We start from the raw sequence: 18758 nt of genomic DNA, 5'->3' as shown, positions 1-18758 counted from the left end.
CTGACGCGCGTCAAGCAGGTACACGCGGGTGTTGGCGATCGGCTTGCCGATGTCCAGGCTGCCGTCCGGCAGCAGGCGACCCGAAGTCGCCACCACCGTGGCCTCGGTCGGCCCGTAGTTGTTGATCACCGCAAAGCCCGGGTCGCGCTGGAACTGGCGCAGCCGGTCGCCACCGATCAGCAGCGTGTGCAGGGTCGGGTGACGCAGGTCGCGGCTGAACGCGTATTCGGCCACCGGCGTCGGCAGGAACGCGACCTGCAACGGCCGGGCGATCCACCAGTCGAGCAGCGCATCGAGCTGTTCGTTGCCGATCGCCTCGGGCGGCAGGTGCAGGGTCGCGCCGACGCACAGCGCCGGCCAGACTTCCCAGGCCATGGCGTCGAAACCGAACCCGGCGACGCTGGCGGTGTGGCTGCCCGCGTGCAGGTCGAAGGCCTGGGCGTGCCAGGCGATCAGGTTGTTCAGGGTGCGGTGTTCGACCATCACGCCCTTGGGCTGCCCGGTGGACCCTGAGGTGTAGATCACGTAAGCCAGATGACGGGCGCTCAGGCCCGGCACCTGCGGGTTGTCCTGGCGCTGCGGCCACTCGGGCCGGTCGAAGGCGATGACCGGCGCTGCGAGGGTGGGCACCCGGTCGAGCAGACTGTGCTGGGTGAGCACCGCCCTGGGTCCGCTGTCGCTGAGCAGGTAAGCGATGCGTTCGTCCGGGTGCGACGGGTCGACCGGCACGTAGCCGGCGCCGGCCTTGAGCACTGCCAGCATCGCCACCAGTGTGTCCAGCCCGCGCCGGGCCATGACCGCCACGCGGTCGTCCGGGCGCACGCCGAGGCCGATCAGGTGATGGGCCAGGGCGCTGGCGCGCTGATTCAACTCGCCGTAGCTCAACGTCTGCTCAGCTACCTGCGCAGCGATGAATGCCGGACGTTCGAGCGCCTGCCGCTCGATGTGCTGTGGCAAGGTCAGCCCGGCGTCGTAGTCCATGCCGTGGGCATTGAACCGGGTCAGCAACTGTTCGCGCTCATCACGCGGCAGCATGTCGATCTGTTCGGCCGAGGTCTGCGGTGAGTGCTCCAGCGCCTCCAGCAGATGCTGCATGGCACGTTCGAGATACGCGCAAATACGCTGCGGCTCGATCTCGGCAGAGGTCTGCGCAGTGAGGCTGAACGCCTCGCCCAAGTCATCGACGCTCACTACCAGCGGATAGTTGCTACGTTCCTGTGCGTGCAGCACCTGGATGCCCTGCCAGGTTTCCCCGGACGGCTGTGCCGGAGCGCTGTGACGGTAATTGAGCAAAGCGTTGAACAGAGGCGTTGGCGATTGCACGCCACTGCAGCGCTGGGCCAGTGCCAGCGGCGCGTGTTCATGGCGCATCAGTGTGCTCAGGCGCTGGTGCGTGGCACGGACGGCCGAGCGCACGTCCTGTTCGCCCAGGTCCAGACGCAGCGGCAAGGTATTGATAAAGATGCCCAGCGCCCGCTCGGTCGCCTCGGCCCCCAGCAGACGACCCATCAGCACGGTGCCGAACACCACACGCTGGCGACCGGTCAGGCCCGCCAGCACCCGTGCCCAACCGAGGTGAAACAGGCTCGCGACGCTGACCCCGAGCGTACGCGCCTGCGCCCTGAGTTGCTGGCAGACCTGCGGGCTCAGCGTCAACGTGTGTTCGCCGATACCGTCGCCATCACCGCTCAGGTCTTGCAGGTCGTAAGCCAGTGTCGGCTCGTCCAGGTCGGCCAGCATGTCGCGGAAAAATGCTTCGTGCTCAGACTCGCTGACGCCCAGCAGTGCCTGGGCCACGTAGTTGCGAAACGGCACAGGCGTGCCGAGCGACTCAGCCTGTCCGCCCAGGCAAGCCTGAATCTCGTGACGCACCACTTCGAGCGCGCTGTGGTCCATGGCGATGTGGTGAAACACCAGCGTCGCCTTGAGCTTCCCATCGCCCTGCCCGGCATCGTTGCAGACCAGACGGATAAGCGGGGCCTGCCCCAGATCGAGCGTAACGCCCTCGCTGCCAGACAAGGTGTCGATCACCAGTTGCGCATGACGCCAGACGACCTGTACCGGGGTTTCGAAGCCCTGCCAGTGCACCGAGGTGCGCAGAATGTCGTGGCGGGCAATAACGGTCTGCAACGCCAGAGCAAACGCGTCGAGCCGCTCGCGGTCGGCAAAGGCGAAGTCTACGTGCATCACATAGGGGTCACCGTGGGTGGCCGTGACATGGTGATACAGAATGCCTTGCTGCAGCGGAGCCAGCGGATAGACGTCCTGCACGTTGGCCGCGCCGCCCGGTATGGCCTCGACCAACCGGTCAATGCCCGGCTGATCAAGTGCCACCAGGGTCAGCATCTCGGGGGTAATGTGGTTGCAGTCACTTGGGATGCCGTTTTCCGGAAAGGTCTGCGCGCCACGTCGGGTGGTCAGCGAATCCCCCTGTACAAGACGTTCGATCAACGCCGGTTTGTGCTCGCGCAGGCTGTCCAGCAAGCCTTTGTCCGTCAGCGCGCGGCGATTGCCCTGCACCACCAGTTGACCGTCCTTGACCGCCAGGTGGATGTCGTTGGCCTTCAATGTCGCCAAGAGTTCGTTGATGCTCACAGGATGATCTCCATGTTCTCTGTGATGGCTGCGTAGCCCGCCAGCGTAGGGTGTTCGAACAGTGCGCGGACGTCGGCCTCGAGGCCCTCCTGACGCAGACGCGCGGTCAGGTTGACCGCCAGCAGCGAATGGCCGCCCAGTTCGAAGAAATTGTCGTGTCGGCCCACGCGCTCGACACCGAGCAGCTCGGTCCAGAGGTCGGCCAGCAGGTTTTCCATCTCGCCCTCCGGCGCGTCATAAGGTCTGGACAGCAGCGCATCGGTGCCAGGCAGCGGCAACGCATGGCGGTCCAGCTTGCCGTTCGGACTCAAGGGCAAGGCGTCCAGGTGCACGTAAAGCGCCGGGACCATATAGTCCGGCAAGTGCTTGCGCACCGTGTCACGCAAGGCCTCGACCGATTGCGCCTGACCGGTGTAATACGCCACCAGTCTCTGGCCGCCCGGCGTCTCGTCACGCATCAGAACCACGGCCTGACGAACGCCCGGATGACCGGTCAGGCACGCCTGAATATCACCCGGCTCAATGCGCAGGCCATTGATCTTCACCTGATCGTCATTGCGGCCGAGGAATTCCAGGTTGCCGTCGGCCTGCTGGCGCACCAGATCGCCGCTGCGGTACAGGCGATCGCCTTCGACGAAGGGGCTGGCGATGAAGCGTTCAGCCTGCTGTTGCGGCAGGTTCAGATAGCCACGGGTAACCCCGGCACCGCCGATATGCAACTGACCGATCACGCCCTGAGGCACTGGCCGATCATGCTTATCCAGCACGTAGAGCCGGGTGTTGTTGATTGGACGACCGATTGGCAGCGTATGTTCTGGCAACGGCATGTGCGGATCCAGCGTCCAGGCGCTGCAATCGACCGTGGTTTCCGTCGGTCCATAGACGTTGTGCAGCCGCACCCAGGGCAGACGCAGGCGTACCTGCCCGGCCAGCGCGGCCGTCAGTTCGCCGCCGCCGCAGACGATGTCGGTCAGGCTGTGGCACTGATTGCTGTCCGGCAGATCAAGGAACTGCTGAAGCAGTACAGGCACAAACTGCACGACGCTGACGTGGCGCTCGCGAATCAACCGCGCCAGGTAGACAGGGTCACGCTGCCCGTCAGGCCGTGCCAGCACCAGCGGCAGGCCGCAGCACAGTGGCCAGAAGATTTCCCAGACCGAGGCGTCGAAGCTGATCGGCGTCTTGTGCAACAGCGCGCCACCAGGCGGCGTCGAGCATAACAGCGAGCCCCATTGCACCAGATTCACCAGATTGCGGTGTTCGACCATCACGCCCTTGGGTGTGCCGGTCGAACCCGAGGTGTAGATCACGTAGGCCAGATGACGGGACGTCAGGTCTTTTACCTGTGGGTCTTCGACACGTTGCCGATCCCAGATCGCGGCGTCGATATCGATGAGCAGTACCCGCTCGTTCTCGAGCAGCCTGCGTGTCGAGGCCTGCACCAGCGCTGCTTTCGGGGCGCTGTCCTGCAGCATGTAATGCAGACGTTCGAGGGGATAACCCGGATCCAGCGGCACATAGGCGCCACCTGCCTTGAGAATGGCCAGCAGGCCGATCACCATCGACGCGCTACGCTCGACGCAGAGCGCCACGTGGTCGTCCGGCCGCACACCCTGATTGATCAAATGATGCGCCAGCGCGTTGGCCTGTTCGTTGAGCTGCCGCCAGGTCAGTTGCACGCCTTCTGCCACCAGCGCAACGGCCTGCGGCGTGCGCTCGACCTGAGCCCGGAACAGGCTTTGCAGCGTCTGGTCCAGGTCATGATTCGTTGCTGTGGCGTTGAACCCGGTGAGCAGTTGCTGGCGCTCATGGGCTTCAAGCACCGGCAGCTGCAGCAATGGCAGATCGGGCTGAACATCCAGCGCATCGACCAGCCCGGTCAGCGTCTGTTGAACATAGCCACAGATGCGCTGGGCACCCACTGTCGGCGCGACGGTGACGGACAGGCGCAGGGATTGGCCCAGATCGTCGACATTGAGGCTTAACGGGTAGTTGGTGTGTTTCTCGCTGGCCAGAATTTCCAGGCCGCGCCACGTGTCGCGTTGCGCATCCTGACGGGCCTGTCCGGCGCTGTGCCGGTAGTTGAGAATGGCACTGAACAGCGGCGACGAAGCGCCCACTCCGCTGCACCGCTGGGCCTGAGCCAGAGACGCATGTTCGTGGCCCAGCAGCGTTGCGAGGCGTGCATGAGTTGCACGAGCGCCGTCGCGCACGCTGACGGCGTCGAGATCGACCCGCACCGGCAAGGTGTTGATGAACATGCCCATGCCGCGATCCGCGCCGGCACCGCCCTGCAATCGCCCCAGCAACACGCTGCCGAACACCACACGATCATTGCCGGTGGCGGCCGCCAGGACCCGGCCCCAGGCCAGGTGAAACAGACTGGCGACGCTCACGCCCAACTGGCGTGCGTGACTGCGCAGGCGCCGCACCAGTTCATCGGGCAAGGTCTGCTGAGCGTCTTCGATGCAGCGACCATCGCCCTGTACATCGCGCAGACCGAATGGCAGGGTCGGCTCGTCGATGTCGCCCAGTTGCTCGCGGAAATACGCCTCGTGCTCGGCTTCGCTGACCCCCAGACGCGCCTGCGCCACATAGTTGCGATACGGAACCGCAGGTTCGGTAGTTTCCGGCTCGCCACGCAGATGGCTGAGAATTTCCTCGCGCAGCACTTCGAGTGCCGTGGCATCGAGCACGATGTGGTGGAACAGCAGCGTGGCGGATACGCTCAGGCTTGCCGGATCAAGGCTGTAGTCCAGACGAATCAGCGGCGCCTGGCCGAGGTCCATGTGCGCCGGACTGTTCTGATCGGCAACTTCCTCGACGCGCAGCCCGGCATGTCGCCACACCACCTGTTGCGGCGCTTCCAGACCTTCCCAGATGATCGCGGTGCGCAGGCTGTCATGGCGCGCAATCACCTTGCGCAACGCTTCGGCAATGGTTTGCAGACGCGCCATGCTGTCGAACTTCAGACGCAACTGCAGCAGATACGGGTCGCTCTCCTGTGCGGTCAGATTGTGATACAGAATGCCTTCCTGCAATGGCGCCAGCGGGTAGATTTCCTGCACGTTGGCGGCACCGCCAGGCACGCTCGCGACGATGCGGTCGATGGCGGCCTGATCGAGACGGGTCAGACTCAGCATGTCCGGAGTAATACGCAGGCAGTCGGTGGGCACGTTATTGCCGGGGACCACGACTTCCCGGCCACTGCCCACCGAGGCTGCCAGCGCGGCAACGCTCGGTTGACCGAGCAGCACGCGCACGTCGGCATTCAGGCCGGCATTTCGCATGCGCTCGACCAGACTGACGGCCAGCAGCGAATGTCCGCCCAGTTCGAAGAAATTGTCGTGCCGTCCTACCCGCTCCATCCCCAGCACCTGCGCCCACAGATCCGCGATGATCACCTCGGTTTCACCTTGCGGCGCCTCGTAGGCGGTGCTGGCCAGGTCATCCAGTTCAGGATCCGGCAAAGCGCGGCGATCAAGCTTGCCGTGGCTGGTCAGAGGCAAGGCATCCAGGCGCATGAAAGCCAACGGCACCATGTGGCCCGGCAGTTGATCGAGCAGCGCCTCACGCAATGCCTGCGGCTCGACAGCGACGGATTCGGTGAACCAGGCCAGCAGACGTTCATTGCGGACCAGCACCACGGCCTCTTTGACGCCGGGCTGACGGACGAGCGCGGTTTCGATTTCGCCCGGTTCGATACGCATGCCACGGATTTTCACCTGATCGTCATTGCGGCCCAGATAATCCAGCGTGCCGTCCGCGTTCCAGCGCACCAGATCGCCGCTGCGATACAGGGTGGCTTGCGGCTCAGCGCTGAACGGGTCGGCAATGAAACGCTCTTCGGTCAGTTGCGGTCGATGCAGATAGCCCCGCGCAACACCGGCACCGCCGATATAAAGCTCACCGATCACACCGACGGGCACCGGTTGCAACTGCTCGTCCAGCACATAAAGACGAGTATTGGCTACCGGACCACCAATGTGCAGCGCCGCGCCCGGGACGACTTGTCCCGACGTCGCGACCACTGTGGTTTCGGTCGGGCCATAGTTGTTGATCACCGCGAAACCGGGGTCCTTGTCGAACTGGCGCAGCCGGTCGCCACCGATCAACAAGGTGCGCAAGGTCGGATGCTGGCGCGCACCGCCAAACGCCTGCTCCGCCACCGGCGTGGGCAGAAAGCTGACCTGTAACGGTTGCTCCAGCCACCAGTCGAGCAATTCATCGACATGCTCATTCCCCACCCCGGCAGGCGGCAGGTGCAGCACCGCCCCGGCGCAAAGTGCCGGCCAGACTTCCCAGGCCATCGCATCGAAGCCGAAGCCCGCAACACTGCTGGTGTGACTGCCTGCGCCCAACTGGAACGCCTGGCAATGCCAGTGCACCAGATTGTTCAGCGTTTTGTGCTCGACCATCACGCCTTTGGGCTGGCCAGTGGAGCCTGAGGTGTAGATGACGTAAGCCAGATGACGGTCATTCAGAGCCGCGAGGTACGGGTTGCCGTCCGGCGCGTCCTGCCAGGTGTTGCGCTGCAGATTGAGTTGAAAAACGTCACCCACCAGATGGCCGGTCGAATCCTCGGTCACCACCGCGCGGGGTGTACTGTCCTGCAGCAGGTAGGCGATGCGTTCAGCCGGATAGGTCGGGTCGACCGGAACGTAGGCAGCCCCGGCCTTGAGGATGGCCAGCATGCCGATCAGGCGATCGGGCCCGCGGCGCAGGCACAGGGCAACGCGCTCGTCCGGCTGCACACCCAGTTCGATCAGATAATGCGCCAACTGGTTGGCGCGCCGGTTGAGTTCAGCGTAGGTCAAGACCTCAGCGCCCTGCACCACGGCATGGGCGTGCGGACTGCTGACCGCCCTGGCTTCGACCTGGGCATGCACGGTCAGATCCTGCGGGACGCTGAGCGCGCTGGCGTTGAAACCGATCAGCAACCGCTCGCGTTCCGTGGCGTGCAGAATCGACAGGCTTTGCAGTGGTTCCGGCAGGCCTTGTTCCAGAGCCAGCACCAGCTGTGCGATAGCATTGAGCATCCAGTCGGCGATGCGCTCGGCGCCCATGCCTTGACGGGACAGCACATGCAGGTCAAAACCCTGGCCCAGATCGTCCACGCTCAGGGTCAGCGGGTAGTTGCTGCGCACTTCGCCGCCAAGCACGCGAACGCCCTGCCACACGCCTTCGCCGTCACGCGGCCGGATAGCGGCACTGTGACGATAGTTGAGCAAGGCGCTGAACAGCGGCGAGCCAGAAGCCACGCCGCTGCAACGCTGCGCCAGCACCAGCGACGCCTGTTCATGGGCAATCAGCGACGACAGACGCGAATGCACGGCTTTCACGGCATGACGAGGGCTGGCGGCTGTATCGACACGCAGCGGCAAGGTATTGATGAAGACGCCAAGCGCCCGATCCGCCCCCTCGCCGCCCTGCATGCGCCCCAGCAGCACCGTCCCGAACACGACATCGCGACGGTTGGCGATCACCCCGAGAACCCTGGCCCAGGCCGTGTGCATCAGACTGGCGGCACTCACGCCCAACTGCCGGGACTGTTCACGCAGGCGCAATGCCAGATCGCCGTCCAGCCCCCGGCGAGCCTGCTCGATGTCGCTGCCATCGGACCGTACATCCTGCACGCCGAACGGCAAAGTAGGCTCGTCCACCTCACCCAGCATGTCGCTGAAGAATGCTTCGTGCCGGGCGTCGTCATTGCGCAGGCGTACCTGCGCCACGTAGTTGCGGTATGGCACCGCAGCGGCCAGCCTGGCCTGACGATCGAGCAGCAGCGCTTCCATTTCCCGGGTGACGATTTCCATCGCGGCGTTGTCGAGCACCAGATGGTGGAACAACAGCACGGCAGCTACTTCACCGTTTGCCGGATCCTGGGTGTGCACCAGGCGCAGCAGCGGCGCCTGGGACAGGTCCAGGCGATGATGACGGGCGTCGAATCGCTGATGCAGACGGTCCATGACACTCGCGGTCGCCTGAGCGGCCTCCTGCTCAGCGTCGAGACTGACCGACTGCACAACCAGATCGGCCTTGCGCCAGACCACTTGCTGCGGACTTTCAAGCCCTTCCCAGACCACGGCGGTGCGCAGAATGTCGTGACGGTCGATGACTTGCTGCAAGGCATCGGCCCAGGCCTGCAGGCGCTGCGGACTGTCGAACGCCAGACGCCATTGCAACAGATAGGGATCGCCCTGTTCGGCAGACAAATGGTGATAGAGAATGCCTTCCTGCAGCGGCGCCAGCGGGTAGATTTCCTGCACGTTGGCCGCACCGCCCTGCACGCCGGCGACGATCCGGTCGATGGCGGGCTGATCGAGACAGGTCAGGCTCAGCATTGCCGGCGTAATGTGCTCGCAACCGTCAGGCACAGCGTTGTGCGGCACGGCCACTTGTTGCGTCTGGCCCTTGCTGGCCGCCAGTGCCGCGACAGTGGGTTGTGACAGCAGAACATGCGCATCGGCCTTGAGACCTGCCTTGCGCAGGCGCTCCACCAGTTTGATGGCCAGCAGCGAATGACCGCCCAGTTCGAAGAAGTTGTCATGCCTGCCCACGCGCTCTACACCCAACACCTGAGCCCATATGGCGGCCATGGCGATCTCGGTTTCACCTTGCGGCGCCTCGTAAGCATGGCCGAGCAGGTAGGCCGGGTCCGGATCGGGCAGTGCGCGGCGGTCAAGCTTGCCGTTGGCGGTCAGCGGCAGTACGTCCAGCCGCGTAAAAGCGCGGGGCACCATGTAGGCCGGCAGCCGCTCGCGCAACGCCTGACGCAGGTGTTCCGGATCGACGTCCGAGGTTTCGGTGAACCAGGCCAGCAAGTGCTCGTCGCGCACCAGCACTACGGCTTCCTTGACGCCTGACTGACCGGCGATCACCGCTTCGATTTCACCGGGCTCGATGCGCATGCCACGAATCTTGATCTGATCGTCGTTGCGGCCCTGATAGTCCAATGTGCCATCAGCGTTCCAGCGCACCAGATCGCCGCTGCGGTACATGCGCGCCTGGGGCTGTTTGCTGAATGGATCGGCGAGAAAACGCTCTTCGGTCATCTGCGGTCGGTTCAGATAGCCTCGGGCCACGCCCGAACCGCCGATGTACAGCTCGCCGGTCACGCCGACCGGCATCGGCTGCAATTGCGTGTCCAGCACGTAAACACGCGTATTGGCGATCGGCCCGCCAATGTGCAGGCTCGCCTCGGCGTGCACTTCTCCGCAAGTGGCCACCACCGTGGTTTCGGTCGGCCCGTAGTTGTTGACCACTGCATAACGTCGGTTCTCGGCGAACTGACGAAGACGGTCGCCACCGATCAATAGCGTGCGCAGAGTCGGATGATCTTCTTCCAGGCTGAACGCGTACTCGGCCACCGGCGTGGGCAGAAAACTCACGTCAAGCGGCTGGGCAAGCCACCAGCGCAGCATGGCGTCGATGTCTTCGCCGCTCTCCTGAACCGGAGCCAGGTGCAGGGTCGCGCCCGCGCACAGTGTCGGCCAGACCTCCCAGGCCATCGCATCGAAGCCGAAGCCGGCGAGGCTGGAGGCATGCCCACCGACGGTCAGTTTGAAAGCATGACAGTGCCAGTCCACCAGATTGGCCAGCATCCGGTGTTCGACCATGACGCCTTTGGGCTGGCCGGTGGAGCCTGAGGTGTAAATCACATAGGCCAGATGACCGCTGCCCAACTGCGGGGCGTGCGGATTGGCGTCACAGCTGCGGTCTTTGTCGCAGTGATCGAGTTCTATGACCGGCTGGTCCAGCGCAGGCAGACGCTCACGCAGGTTCGAACGGGTCAGCACCACGACCGGCGCACTGTCTTGCAGCAGATAGGCCAGTCGCTCACGCGGATGCGCGGGGTCGATTGGCACATAGGCGGCACCTGCCTTCAGCACGGCCAACAGACTCACCAGGGTATCCAGTCCACGCCGTGAAACCACGGCCACTCGGTCGTCCGGAACGATGCCCGTCTCGATCAGCCGACGGGCCAGCCCGTTGGCGCTGCGATTGAGTTGCCCATAGCTAAGGGATTGGCCATTGAATACCGCCGCTATGGCCTCCGGCCTGGTCCGGGCGTGCTGTTCGATACGCTGATGAATCAACGGTTCGCCGGTAAAGACCGCGTCGGTTTCGTTCCATTTGAGCAGGTGCCGATGCTCGTCAGGCGTCAGCAGATCGAAGGCATCGATACGCAAAGCCGGGTTTTCCAGGCCCTGCTCGATGACCTGCAACAAACGTTCACCGATTGCTCGGGCTTCGGCCTCATCGAACCAGGCGCGGTGATGCACCACATGCAGCCAGGCCTGATCGCTGAAACGATTGGTGCGCAGGTGCACGGCCAACGGAGTTGATTCGTAACCGTTGGACACCTTGACCGCATGTGCCTGGGCGTCGCCGTAGCGATAGTCGTGATCATCCTGTTCGTAGGACACCGAGACCTCGAACAACTGTGCCCGGTCGCGGGACACGCCCAATGTGCGATTGAGCTCGCTCAAGGAAAAGCGCTGATGGCGGAAATCGCGCTTGAGGGTGTCACGCACTTCGCCGACCAGAGCGGTGAAATCCAGATCCTGCGCGAAGGCCATGCGTACAGCGCTGACCTGAGCGAAGTGGCCCAGCGTCGCTTTGGCGCGTGCCCCGGTGCGATTGAGCAACGGCAAACCGACCACCCAGTCGTCCTGCTGCGCAGTGCGGGTGAAATAGACATGCAGCGCGGCCAGCAGAACGTGAAACGCCGACGCCCCGCAGCGCTCGGCGAACTGATTCATGCGCGTGTGCAGCGCCGCCGGGAAAGCCTGCGCCCAGGTGTGGGATGGGGCCGGATCGGTGGACCTGCGGTTGTGGTAACGGGACACCAGCAGCGGTTCTGGAAGATCCCGATACTTGTCCAGCCAATAGGCCTTGTCCCGCTCATGGCGGGCCGAGTCGGTGTACTGTGCGTCATCGAGAATGAAGTCGCGGTAGGAAGGCGCCTGGATATCGAGGCACTCGCCGTTGCAGAGCGCCGTGTAATGCTCGCCCAGCGACTTGAGCATCTGGCCGAAGCCCCAGCCGTCGAGAATCAGGTGATGCGCCTGAGTAACCAGCCAGTGCTGGTCTTCGCACAGGCGGACCAGGCAGAAGCGAAACAGCGGGCTGCCATCCAGTGCGTAAGGGCGCTGCATCAGCTCGCGAATCAGCGTGTGCGCAGCCTCGACCCTTTCGGGGTGATCGCGCAGATCATGCACCGGTAATGCAACAGACATGGACGCGGCATAGGTCTGCATCGGCAAACCATCGGCGCCTGCCTCCGGAACGAGCACCGTACGCAACCCGTCATGCGCGGCCAGTACCTGTTCGAGCGCATGGTGCAGCTTCGCCGGATCCACTGGGCCAATCAGCTTTACATAGCCGCCGATGTTATAAAGAGGCGAATCGCCATGGCTGATCTGGTCAAGCCAGATGTCGCGCTGGGCAGCGGTCAGGGGGAACAGGTCGACGGCCGACATGGCTCAAGATCCTTCTTGGCGAAATAGTCAGGAATTGAAGCATTGGCCTATTGCCAGTGTATGTCCCATTTAACCCGGACGCTGGCGTATCGCTATTACACGCCGGCACTGTCTAGACGTTCCGGCGCGTGCAAGGATGATCGGCAATACAACGATTCGGGACTTTAGTTGCACCGTGTAATGAATCAGGCGATACGTCTGTCCCTGTTTTCTACTACAGACGTCGGATAAAACCTTCGGTTGAATACCTTGAGCTATTAATTGCAGTCGTCGTTACTCCGTCTGGAATAACGCAGGGCCACCCTCACGCCCGGTCAGAATCAAGGAGGATCAATAGATGAAGCTGACACGCTCGCCAAATGCCAGCCATGACCCGCAGTTCTATCAGCAATTGGGTCAACTGGTTTCAAGTACTGGCGGCTCGTCATTTGCCAGACAGATGTTGCAACTCGTCCACACGCTGGTGCCGGTTCATGGACTGAATCTCAACGAGTGGGTGCTTGATGTAGCGCAGTCGCGGATCGAGCGAATCACCCGCCTGGGTGGTGCCGGCGTGCACCACGATGTGTACGCCTCGGACGCCCAGCGCCAGCCGCTGCTACAGAGCATCCTGCACATGGAGGATTCGTTGCTTGTCCAGGCCCGAGCGCCTGCTAGCGAGAAACTGCCTGCTCGCGACGTACACGCGTGCAGCCTGGTGTCCAGTCATGGCGAGATACGACGAATCATCTGCTTCTATCGCCTGACGAGTTCGAAGGCGTTTTCTTTGAGCGAACTGTCGCTGCTCAAGAGCCTTTCCGACACGTTGCTGCCGCTGGTGGAGCATCACGCTCAATGGCTGGCGCAGTCTGGCGTCGAAAAAGTCGAATCAGAACCCGGATCACTCGACGAAGCGTTCAGTGGGCGCCTGGCGCAGGACGCCATCACGCTGTCGGCCCGTGAACAGGAAGTGTGCATTGGCTTGCTGACCGGCGGATCGGTCTCAGAGATGGCCCGACGCCTGAATGTAAAGAACAGTTCGGTGGAAACCTACCTCAAACGCGCCACCGCAAAACTCGGTGTAAGTGGCCGACACAGCCTTGCGCGGTGGATGGCTGGCTCCTGATCCAGCCATCGTGACGCTAAGTGACGACTGAATTGGCGCAAAAAATCCGTGTAAAAAAAGGGCCATGACGCCTCGGCGCATGGCCCCTTCCCTCTCTGTTTTTGCGCCTTAATTCAGGCGAAACGCAATCACACTGTCGCCCAAGGTGGTGCCCAGCGAGCCATGACCACCGGCAGCAATAATCACGTATTGCTTACCGTCGCTTCCGGTGTAGGTCGAAGGCGTTGCCTGCCCGCCTGCCGGCAGTTCGTACTGCCAGAGCACCTTGCCAGTGTTTACATCGTAGGCGCGGATGAAGTTGTCGGCCGTGGCGCCGTGAAAAACCACGCCGCCTGCGGTCAGCAACGGACCACCGTGAGCGACCATACCCATCGGGAAACCGATCGGAAAGCGATCCTCCATGAAGCTGGTCTTAAGGTTCTTGGTGGTGCCCACGCGGCGCGTCCATTCAGTCTTGCCGGAGTTCAGGTCGACACCGACCATGCTGCCCCACGGTGGCGCGGTGCATGGAATGCCGAGCCCGGAGGCCAGTCGTGAAATGCGAATGGCGTAGTCTCCGTTAAAGTTCTCGTTCCAGTAAGGTCGGCCATCCTGAGTGAACAGGCGTTTTTCCCGGGATTGTTCCGGGCGTTTGATCAGGTTGTAGATGTAGGCCAGACGCACGGGCGCTGCCACCAGAAGCTGGCGGTCAGGATCCACCGCAACCGACCCCCAGTTGAAGACGCCGATGTTGCCAGGGTAGATCAGCGAACCGGACTCGGTGGCTGGCGTCCACGGATTGCCGTCGTAACGCAGCGTGTTGAACGTGATGCGGCACGCCATCTGATCGAACGGGGTAACACCCCACATCGACTTCTCGCTCAGCGGCGGCGGAATGAAGTTGAGCCTGGACACCGGCTGCGTCGGCGCAAAACGCTCACCCGGCACACCGCCGTGCGTGGTGGTCCCGACCTGGTCGACAGGTATGATCGGCTCGCCGGTCAGGCGGTTGAGGACAAAGATATTGCCGACTTTGGTGGGCAACAGCAGCGCTGGTTGCTGGCTGCCCTCCTTGCCCAACTCGAGCAGCGAAGGCTGTGACGGGTTATCCCGGTCCCACAGGTCATTGTTGGACGTCTGGAATCGCCATTTGAATGCGCCCGTCTTCAAGTCCAGTGCCACCAGCGCATCGCGGAATTTTTCAGTGTTGCTGTCGGGGTCGCGACGGGTGCCGGTTTCATCCGGCGACGCATTGCCGAACGGCACATAGACCAAGCCGTTCTTCAAGTCGGCACTCAGCGTGGCCCAGGCCACGGGGGTGTCTTGCGGATAGGTCTGACCTTCCACGACAGGCTGGGTGCTTTGCGGATTGTGCGGATCGAAGTTCCAGACCAGCTTGCCGGTGATGACGTCATAGGCACGGATCACCCCGGACGGGTTGCCCGTGTCGTAGCCGTTGTCCATCACAGAACCGCCCAGCACGATGAGGTCCCCAGCCACCAGCGGCGCAGCCGTCTGCATCAGCGCGTGAGGACGGATCTTGTCCATGTTGGCGCTCAGCTCGACCACGCCGTTATCGCCAAACCCACTGCAGAACTTTCCGGTGTCGGCATCCAGCGCGACAAGCTTCGCACCGGCGGTCGCCATGATGATGCGTTTTTCACACTGCGCCGCAGGCTGCGTACCGCCCGTGGTTGCCGCGTAATAGCTGACGCCACGGCAGGTCTGGTGCTGCTGCAGGTAGGAACGGTTTTTCTCGGGCGTGTACTTCCAGTCGAGCTTTCCGGTTTCCGGATTCAGGGCATGCACCTCGTTGTGAGGCGTACAGACGTAGACGCGGTTGTTAACCTTCAGCGGCGTCGCTTCAAAGGTGTATTCACCGGCATCCTTGGCGGCGTCGCGCAGATCCCCGGTGTGATATTCCCAGGCAACCGACAGCTTGCCAATGGTGTCCGGGTTGATCTGATCAAGGCCTGAAAAACGCTGGCCGCTGTTGGTGCCGCCATACGCGACCCAGTCGTTACCGGCGACCTCGGCGCTGCGCGTGGTTGCCGCGCTGGCGATCTGACCCTTGACCGCATAAGGGTCGTAGAACATCAGGGCGATAACGATCAGCGCCATGATCCCGACCGTGCAGCCCAGCAACGGATGGAACGCTCGACCGCGTCCGCCCGCCTCACTGCGCGACAACGGGCGTACCACCCAAGGCATGGCCAGCCAGAATCCGATCAAGGCAAACACGTCGCCTCGCGGAATCCACTGCCATTTGTCCAAACCTGCTTCGTAGACGATCCAGAGCAGAATCCCCCACATCAGCAGCGCATACAGCGTCAGCGCCGATTTTCGCTTCAAAAACACCAGCACGGCAGTTGCCAGCACGCCCAGGGCGATCACTGAATAGGCCGGGGAGCCGCCAACCGCTACCAGCTGCGCCCCCATGTAAAGCAGCGCAATGCTCAGTATCGCCATCACGATACCTGTCGCTCTTAAAATCATCGTCCTTGTCCTGTCTTGTTATGTGATGAAGCCTTGATAGGGGTATCTCGTGCCGTGCCGGGCAGGGTCAGCGCAGATATCCGGATACGAATCGCGGGACCGTCGTGGTTGACGTTCCATCCTCGTGAGATCGATTCGCAGCGATATCGCGGGCCTGATGCATTGGCCATGCCCACGATGAAACGGGTTGCTGTGTCCGGGCTCGCCTCGCGCGGGTGCGAAACGACGCCTGTGGCGAGTGGTTCAATCATCCATGAAACCTTGTGAATGCGCTCCGTTGCACTGTCGAGGGATAGGGTGCCGACTCCAGCAGATCTATAACAGAAAGGTCGCGCTTGCCCGCCATCGGAGCGATTCGACAGGCCATTAAACTGCGTCATCGCTCATTGCGGTCAGGTGCGACTTTCTCAGTCCGCGCATGTTGTCTGATAACAGACCTGATCAGGTATGCGGAGCAGTAAAGCGGTTTATGCGCACGTTGGCAACATCGCAGATGCCGTGGACATCAGACCTTACGCGTCGCATCGTCCAGCGCCAGGATCGTGTGCGCGTTGGTCACGGTGGTGGCCAATGTATTGATGACCCCTGAACGCAGCGCCCCCAGGGTTGCCGCCGCCTTGGTGTTTTCACTGGCAATGGCCACCACGTCCGGGATGCGAAACAGCTCCTGAACCGTCAGGCCGATCACCCGCCCTTGAATGGCATTGACCGCTGGCTGACCATGAATATCGATGAAGTCGTAGCCCATCATGTCGCCCACCGTACCGGACAGCCTCGCCTGAGCGATTTCCTGCGGCGAGAACCAGCCCATGCGCACCATGTTGCTGTTCTCGCTCATGTCACCGATACCGATCAGGGCAATGTCGGCGCGGCGAGCACGGTCCAGGGTGGCGCGGACCGTGTCGTTGTTGATCAGCACGCCGCGCAATTCCGGATTGGCCACCAGCGCTGGCGCATACAGGCTTTCACTTTCGCCGCCGAAGCGCAGCGCCAAGCGCCGACATATATGGTCGGGGTTCATGTACTCGCCAGCCTTGAGCGAACCGCCGATGGCGCAGACGAACGTGCAATTGCGGGTCACCGGCAGGAACACGTTGTCCGCCACTGCGCCAACGTTTCGGCCCATGCCCACAGCGACGATCATGCCGTCGCTGAGGGTCTTGTTCAGGTAGTTGGCGACCAGACTGGCCACCGCTGAACGCTGGGTGTCGGGGTCGCTGTGGTCTACCGCAATCAATGCGCGATCGAGCTGGAAACGCTCGACCAGCGCCTGTTCCAGTTCGTTGTTCATCGCCGGGTGCTGCAGAACGCGCACTTCGACGATGCCTTCATCACGTGCGCGTTTGAGCAGGCGACTGACTTTTGCGCGGGACAGGTCGAAGCGTTTGGCAATGGCTTCCTGAGTGACGTTCTCAAGGTAATAAAGCATCGCGACCTCGGTCATCAGATCGATATCGCTGGCCGTGCGCGGGTTGTTGTCACTCATGTGGACGGGCTTCCGTTTCGACGTCAAAGGCGCATTCTCCCTACTCCCGGCACCCTGCGTCCACTACTGATGCCCGTCGCGCTCGATGGCGCTGATCCGATCAACCTTGGCGCCCGAGCGTGCGGCCTCGAACTCCGATTCCAGGAACGATTTGACGATGCTTTTCGCCAGTTCCGCGCCGATCACCCGCGCACCAATGGACAGGATCTGCGCGTCGTTGCTCTTGCGCGCCCGCTCCGCCGAATAGGTGTCATGCGCCTGAGCAGCGCGAATGCCCAGCACCTTGTTGGCGGAGATCGCCATGCCGATCCCGGTGCCGCATACCAGGATGCCGAGCCGTTGCTGACCTGCATTGATGGCCGTCGCAACCGCCAGAGCGATGTCCGGGTACAGCACGGGCGCCGTGGAATACGTACCGAAATCCGTCACCGGATAACCCAATGTCCCGATGTGACGCTTCAACAACTCTTTGAGCTCATAACCCGCTTCATCGCATCCGATGGCCACCGGGAAAAATGTGTTCATGGCGTTTGGCTCCACTGCTGTGGTCATTCAAAGACTGACCATATGTTCAATCGGTGAAATTCCGATCACTTATTTCTCAGCCATTCTATTCATGGTGTCAAGCCTGTTTTTAAGGCCAACCCCTATTTTTCTCTACTAACACCGCGATAAACCCGTTGAATGCTGCTGCTGAATTTTTTATTGGAAAGAGATTGACTGATCAGAATTTCATTTGATACACATATGCTCACTGAGCTGCATCGGTGCACCTAATAAGAATTCACAGCACGAGGACACGCCAATGGCTACGCCATTACTGCTCCAGGCTGAACACGTCGCCAAGGCCTACGCCGGCATTCCTGCTCTGCGCGATGGCCGCCTTTCACTGCGTGCCGGCAGTGTGCACGCGCTGTGCGGCGGCAACGGTGCGGGCAAATCCACCTTTCTCAGCATCCTCATGGGCATCACCCAGCGCGACGCTGGAAGCATCCTGTTCAACGGCGCGCCCGTGCAGTTCAACCGTCCCGGCGAAGCACTGGCTGCCGGGATTGCGATGATCACCCAGGAACTTGAACCCATCCCGCACATGACCGTCGCCGAAAATATCTGGCTGGGCCGCGAGCCGCGCCGGGCTGGCTGCATTGTCGATACGCGAGCACTCAACACACGTACCCGCGAGCTGCTCGAAAGCCTGGAATTCGACGTCGAAGCCACCAGCCCCATGCATCGGCTGAGCGTGGCGCAGATTCAACTGGTGGAAATCGCCAAGGCGTTCAGTCATGACTGCGAAGTGATGATCATGGACGAACCCACTTCAGCCATTGGCGAGCGTGAGGCCCAGACCCTGTTCAAGGCGATTCGACGCCTGACCGCCCGAGGAGCCGGAATCGTCTATGTCTCGCACCGCCTCAGCGAGCTGGCACAGATTGCCGACGACTACACCATCTTTCGGGACGGGGCTTTCGTCGAAACCGGGCGCATGGCCGACATCGATCGTGCGCATCTGGTGCGTGGCATTGTCGGCCAGGAATTGCAGCGCATCGATCACAAAGTAGGCCGTGAATGCACGCCCGAGTGCTGTCTGAAGGTGGAAGGCCTGAGTCGTGAA

At 62.3% G+C, this 18758-nt stretch carries 7 protein-coding genes; 2 read left to right on the top strand and 5 right to left on the bottom strand.

Annotation, left to right across the window (positions count from 1 at the left end):
• Window positions 1–2595 (bottom strand): AMP-binding protein (locus tag BZK31_RS26855; protein WP_157900807.1); only part of this gene is annotated, 2595 nt, incomplete at its 3' end.
• A complete protein-coding gene (locus tag BZK31_RS26850; protein WP_083186249.1) occupies window positions 2592–12080 on the bottom strand; it encodes a non-ribosomal peptide synthetase in 9489 nt (3162 codons plus the stop codon). The genes BZK31_RS26850 and BZK31_RS26855, both read right to left, overlap by 4 nt.
• A 337-nt stretch (window positions 12081–12417) precedes the next feature.
• Between BZK31_RS26850 and BZK31_RS26845 the strand changes: the two genes are divergently transcribed.
• Window positions 12418–13185, top strand: coding sequence for a helix-turn-helix transcriptional regulator (locus tag BZK31_RS26845; RefSeq protein WP_083186248.1), 768 nt, complete (start codon window positions 12418–12420; stop codon window positions 13183–13185).
• A gap of 108 nt (window positions 13186–13293) precedes the next feature.
• Here BZK31_RS26845 and BZK31_RS26840 read toward each other — a convergent pair whose 3' ends face one another.
• The 3 genes from BZK31_RS26840 to rpiB all read right to left on the bottom strand — a co-directional run bounded on the left by BZK31_RS26840 (window position 13294) and on the right by rpiB (window position 17671).
• Window positions 13294–15660 carry a membrane-bound PQQ-dependent dehydrogenase, glucose/quinate/shikimate family gene (locus tag BZK31_RS26840; protein ID WP_083186247.1) on the bottom strand — a complete coding sequence of 789 codons (2367 nt, stop codon included), beginning with the start codon at window positions 15658–15660 and terminating at the stop codon, window positions 13294–13296.
• Window positions 15661–16165: 505 nt separating this feature from the next.
• Window positions 16166–17146 carry a sugar-binding transcriptional regulator gene (locus BZK31_RS26835; RefSeq protein ID WP_083186246.1) on the bottom strand — a complete coding sequence of 327 codons (981 nt, stop codon included), beginning with the start codon at window positions 17144–17146 and terminating at the stop codon, window positions 16166–16168.
• 63 nt (window positions 17147–17209) lie between these two features.
• The gene (gene rpiB / locus BZK31_RS26830) at window positions 17210–17671 is read right to left on the bottom strand and encodes a ribose 5-phosphate isomerase B (RefSeq protein WP_083186245.1); all 462 of its coding nucleotides are present in this window, start codon (window positions 17669–17671) and stop codon (window positions 17210–17212) included.
• 280 nt (window positions 17672–17951) lie between these two features.
• Between rpiB and BZK31_RS26825 the strand changes: the two genes are divergently transcribed.
• The coding region (locus BZK31_RS26825) for an ATP-binding cassette domain-containing protein (protein ID WP_157900806.1) at window positions 17952–18758 on the top strand (807 nt) is incomplete at its 3' end.

Source organism: Pseudomonas floridensis (assembly GCF_002087235.1).
GTDB lineage: Bacteria > Pseudomonadota > Gammaproteobacteria > Pseudomonadales > Pseudomonadaceae > Aquipseudomonas > Aquipseudomonas floridensis.
Note: the sequence above shows the minus strand (reverse complement) of the source record. Positions and strands in the feature narration are given on the sequence as shown.

Coding starts and splice junctions, on each gene's coding strand:
- BZK31_RS26850 (WP_083186249.1), bottom strand. CDS start 12,080: ATGTCGGCCGTCGACCTGTTCCCCCTGACCGCTGCCCAGCGCGACATC.
- BZK31_RS26845 (WP_083186248.1), top strand. CDS start 12,418: ATGAAGCTGACACGCTCGCCAAATGCCAGCCATGACCCGCAGTTCTAT.
- BZK31_RS26840 (WP_083186247.1), bottom strand. CDS start 15,660: ATGATTTTAAGAGCGACAGGTATCGTGATGGCGATACTGAGCATTGCG.
- BZK31_RS26835 (WP_083186246.1), bottom strand. CDS start 17,146: ATGAGTGACAACAACCCGCGCACGGCCAGCGATATCGATCTGATGACC.
- rpiB (WP_083186245.1), bottom strand. CDS start 17,671: ATGAACACATTTTTCCCGGTGGCCATCGGATGCGATGAAGCGGGTTAT.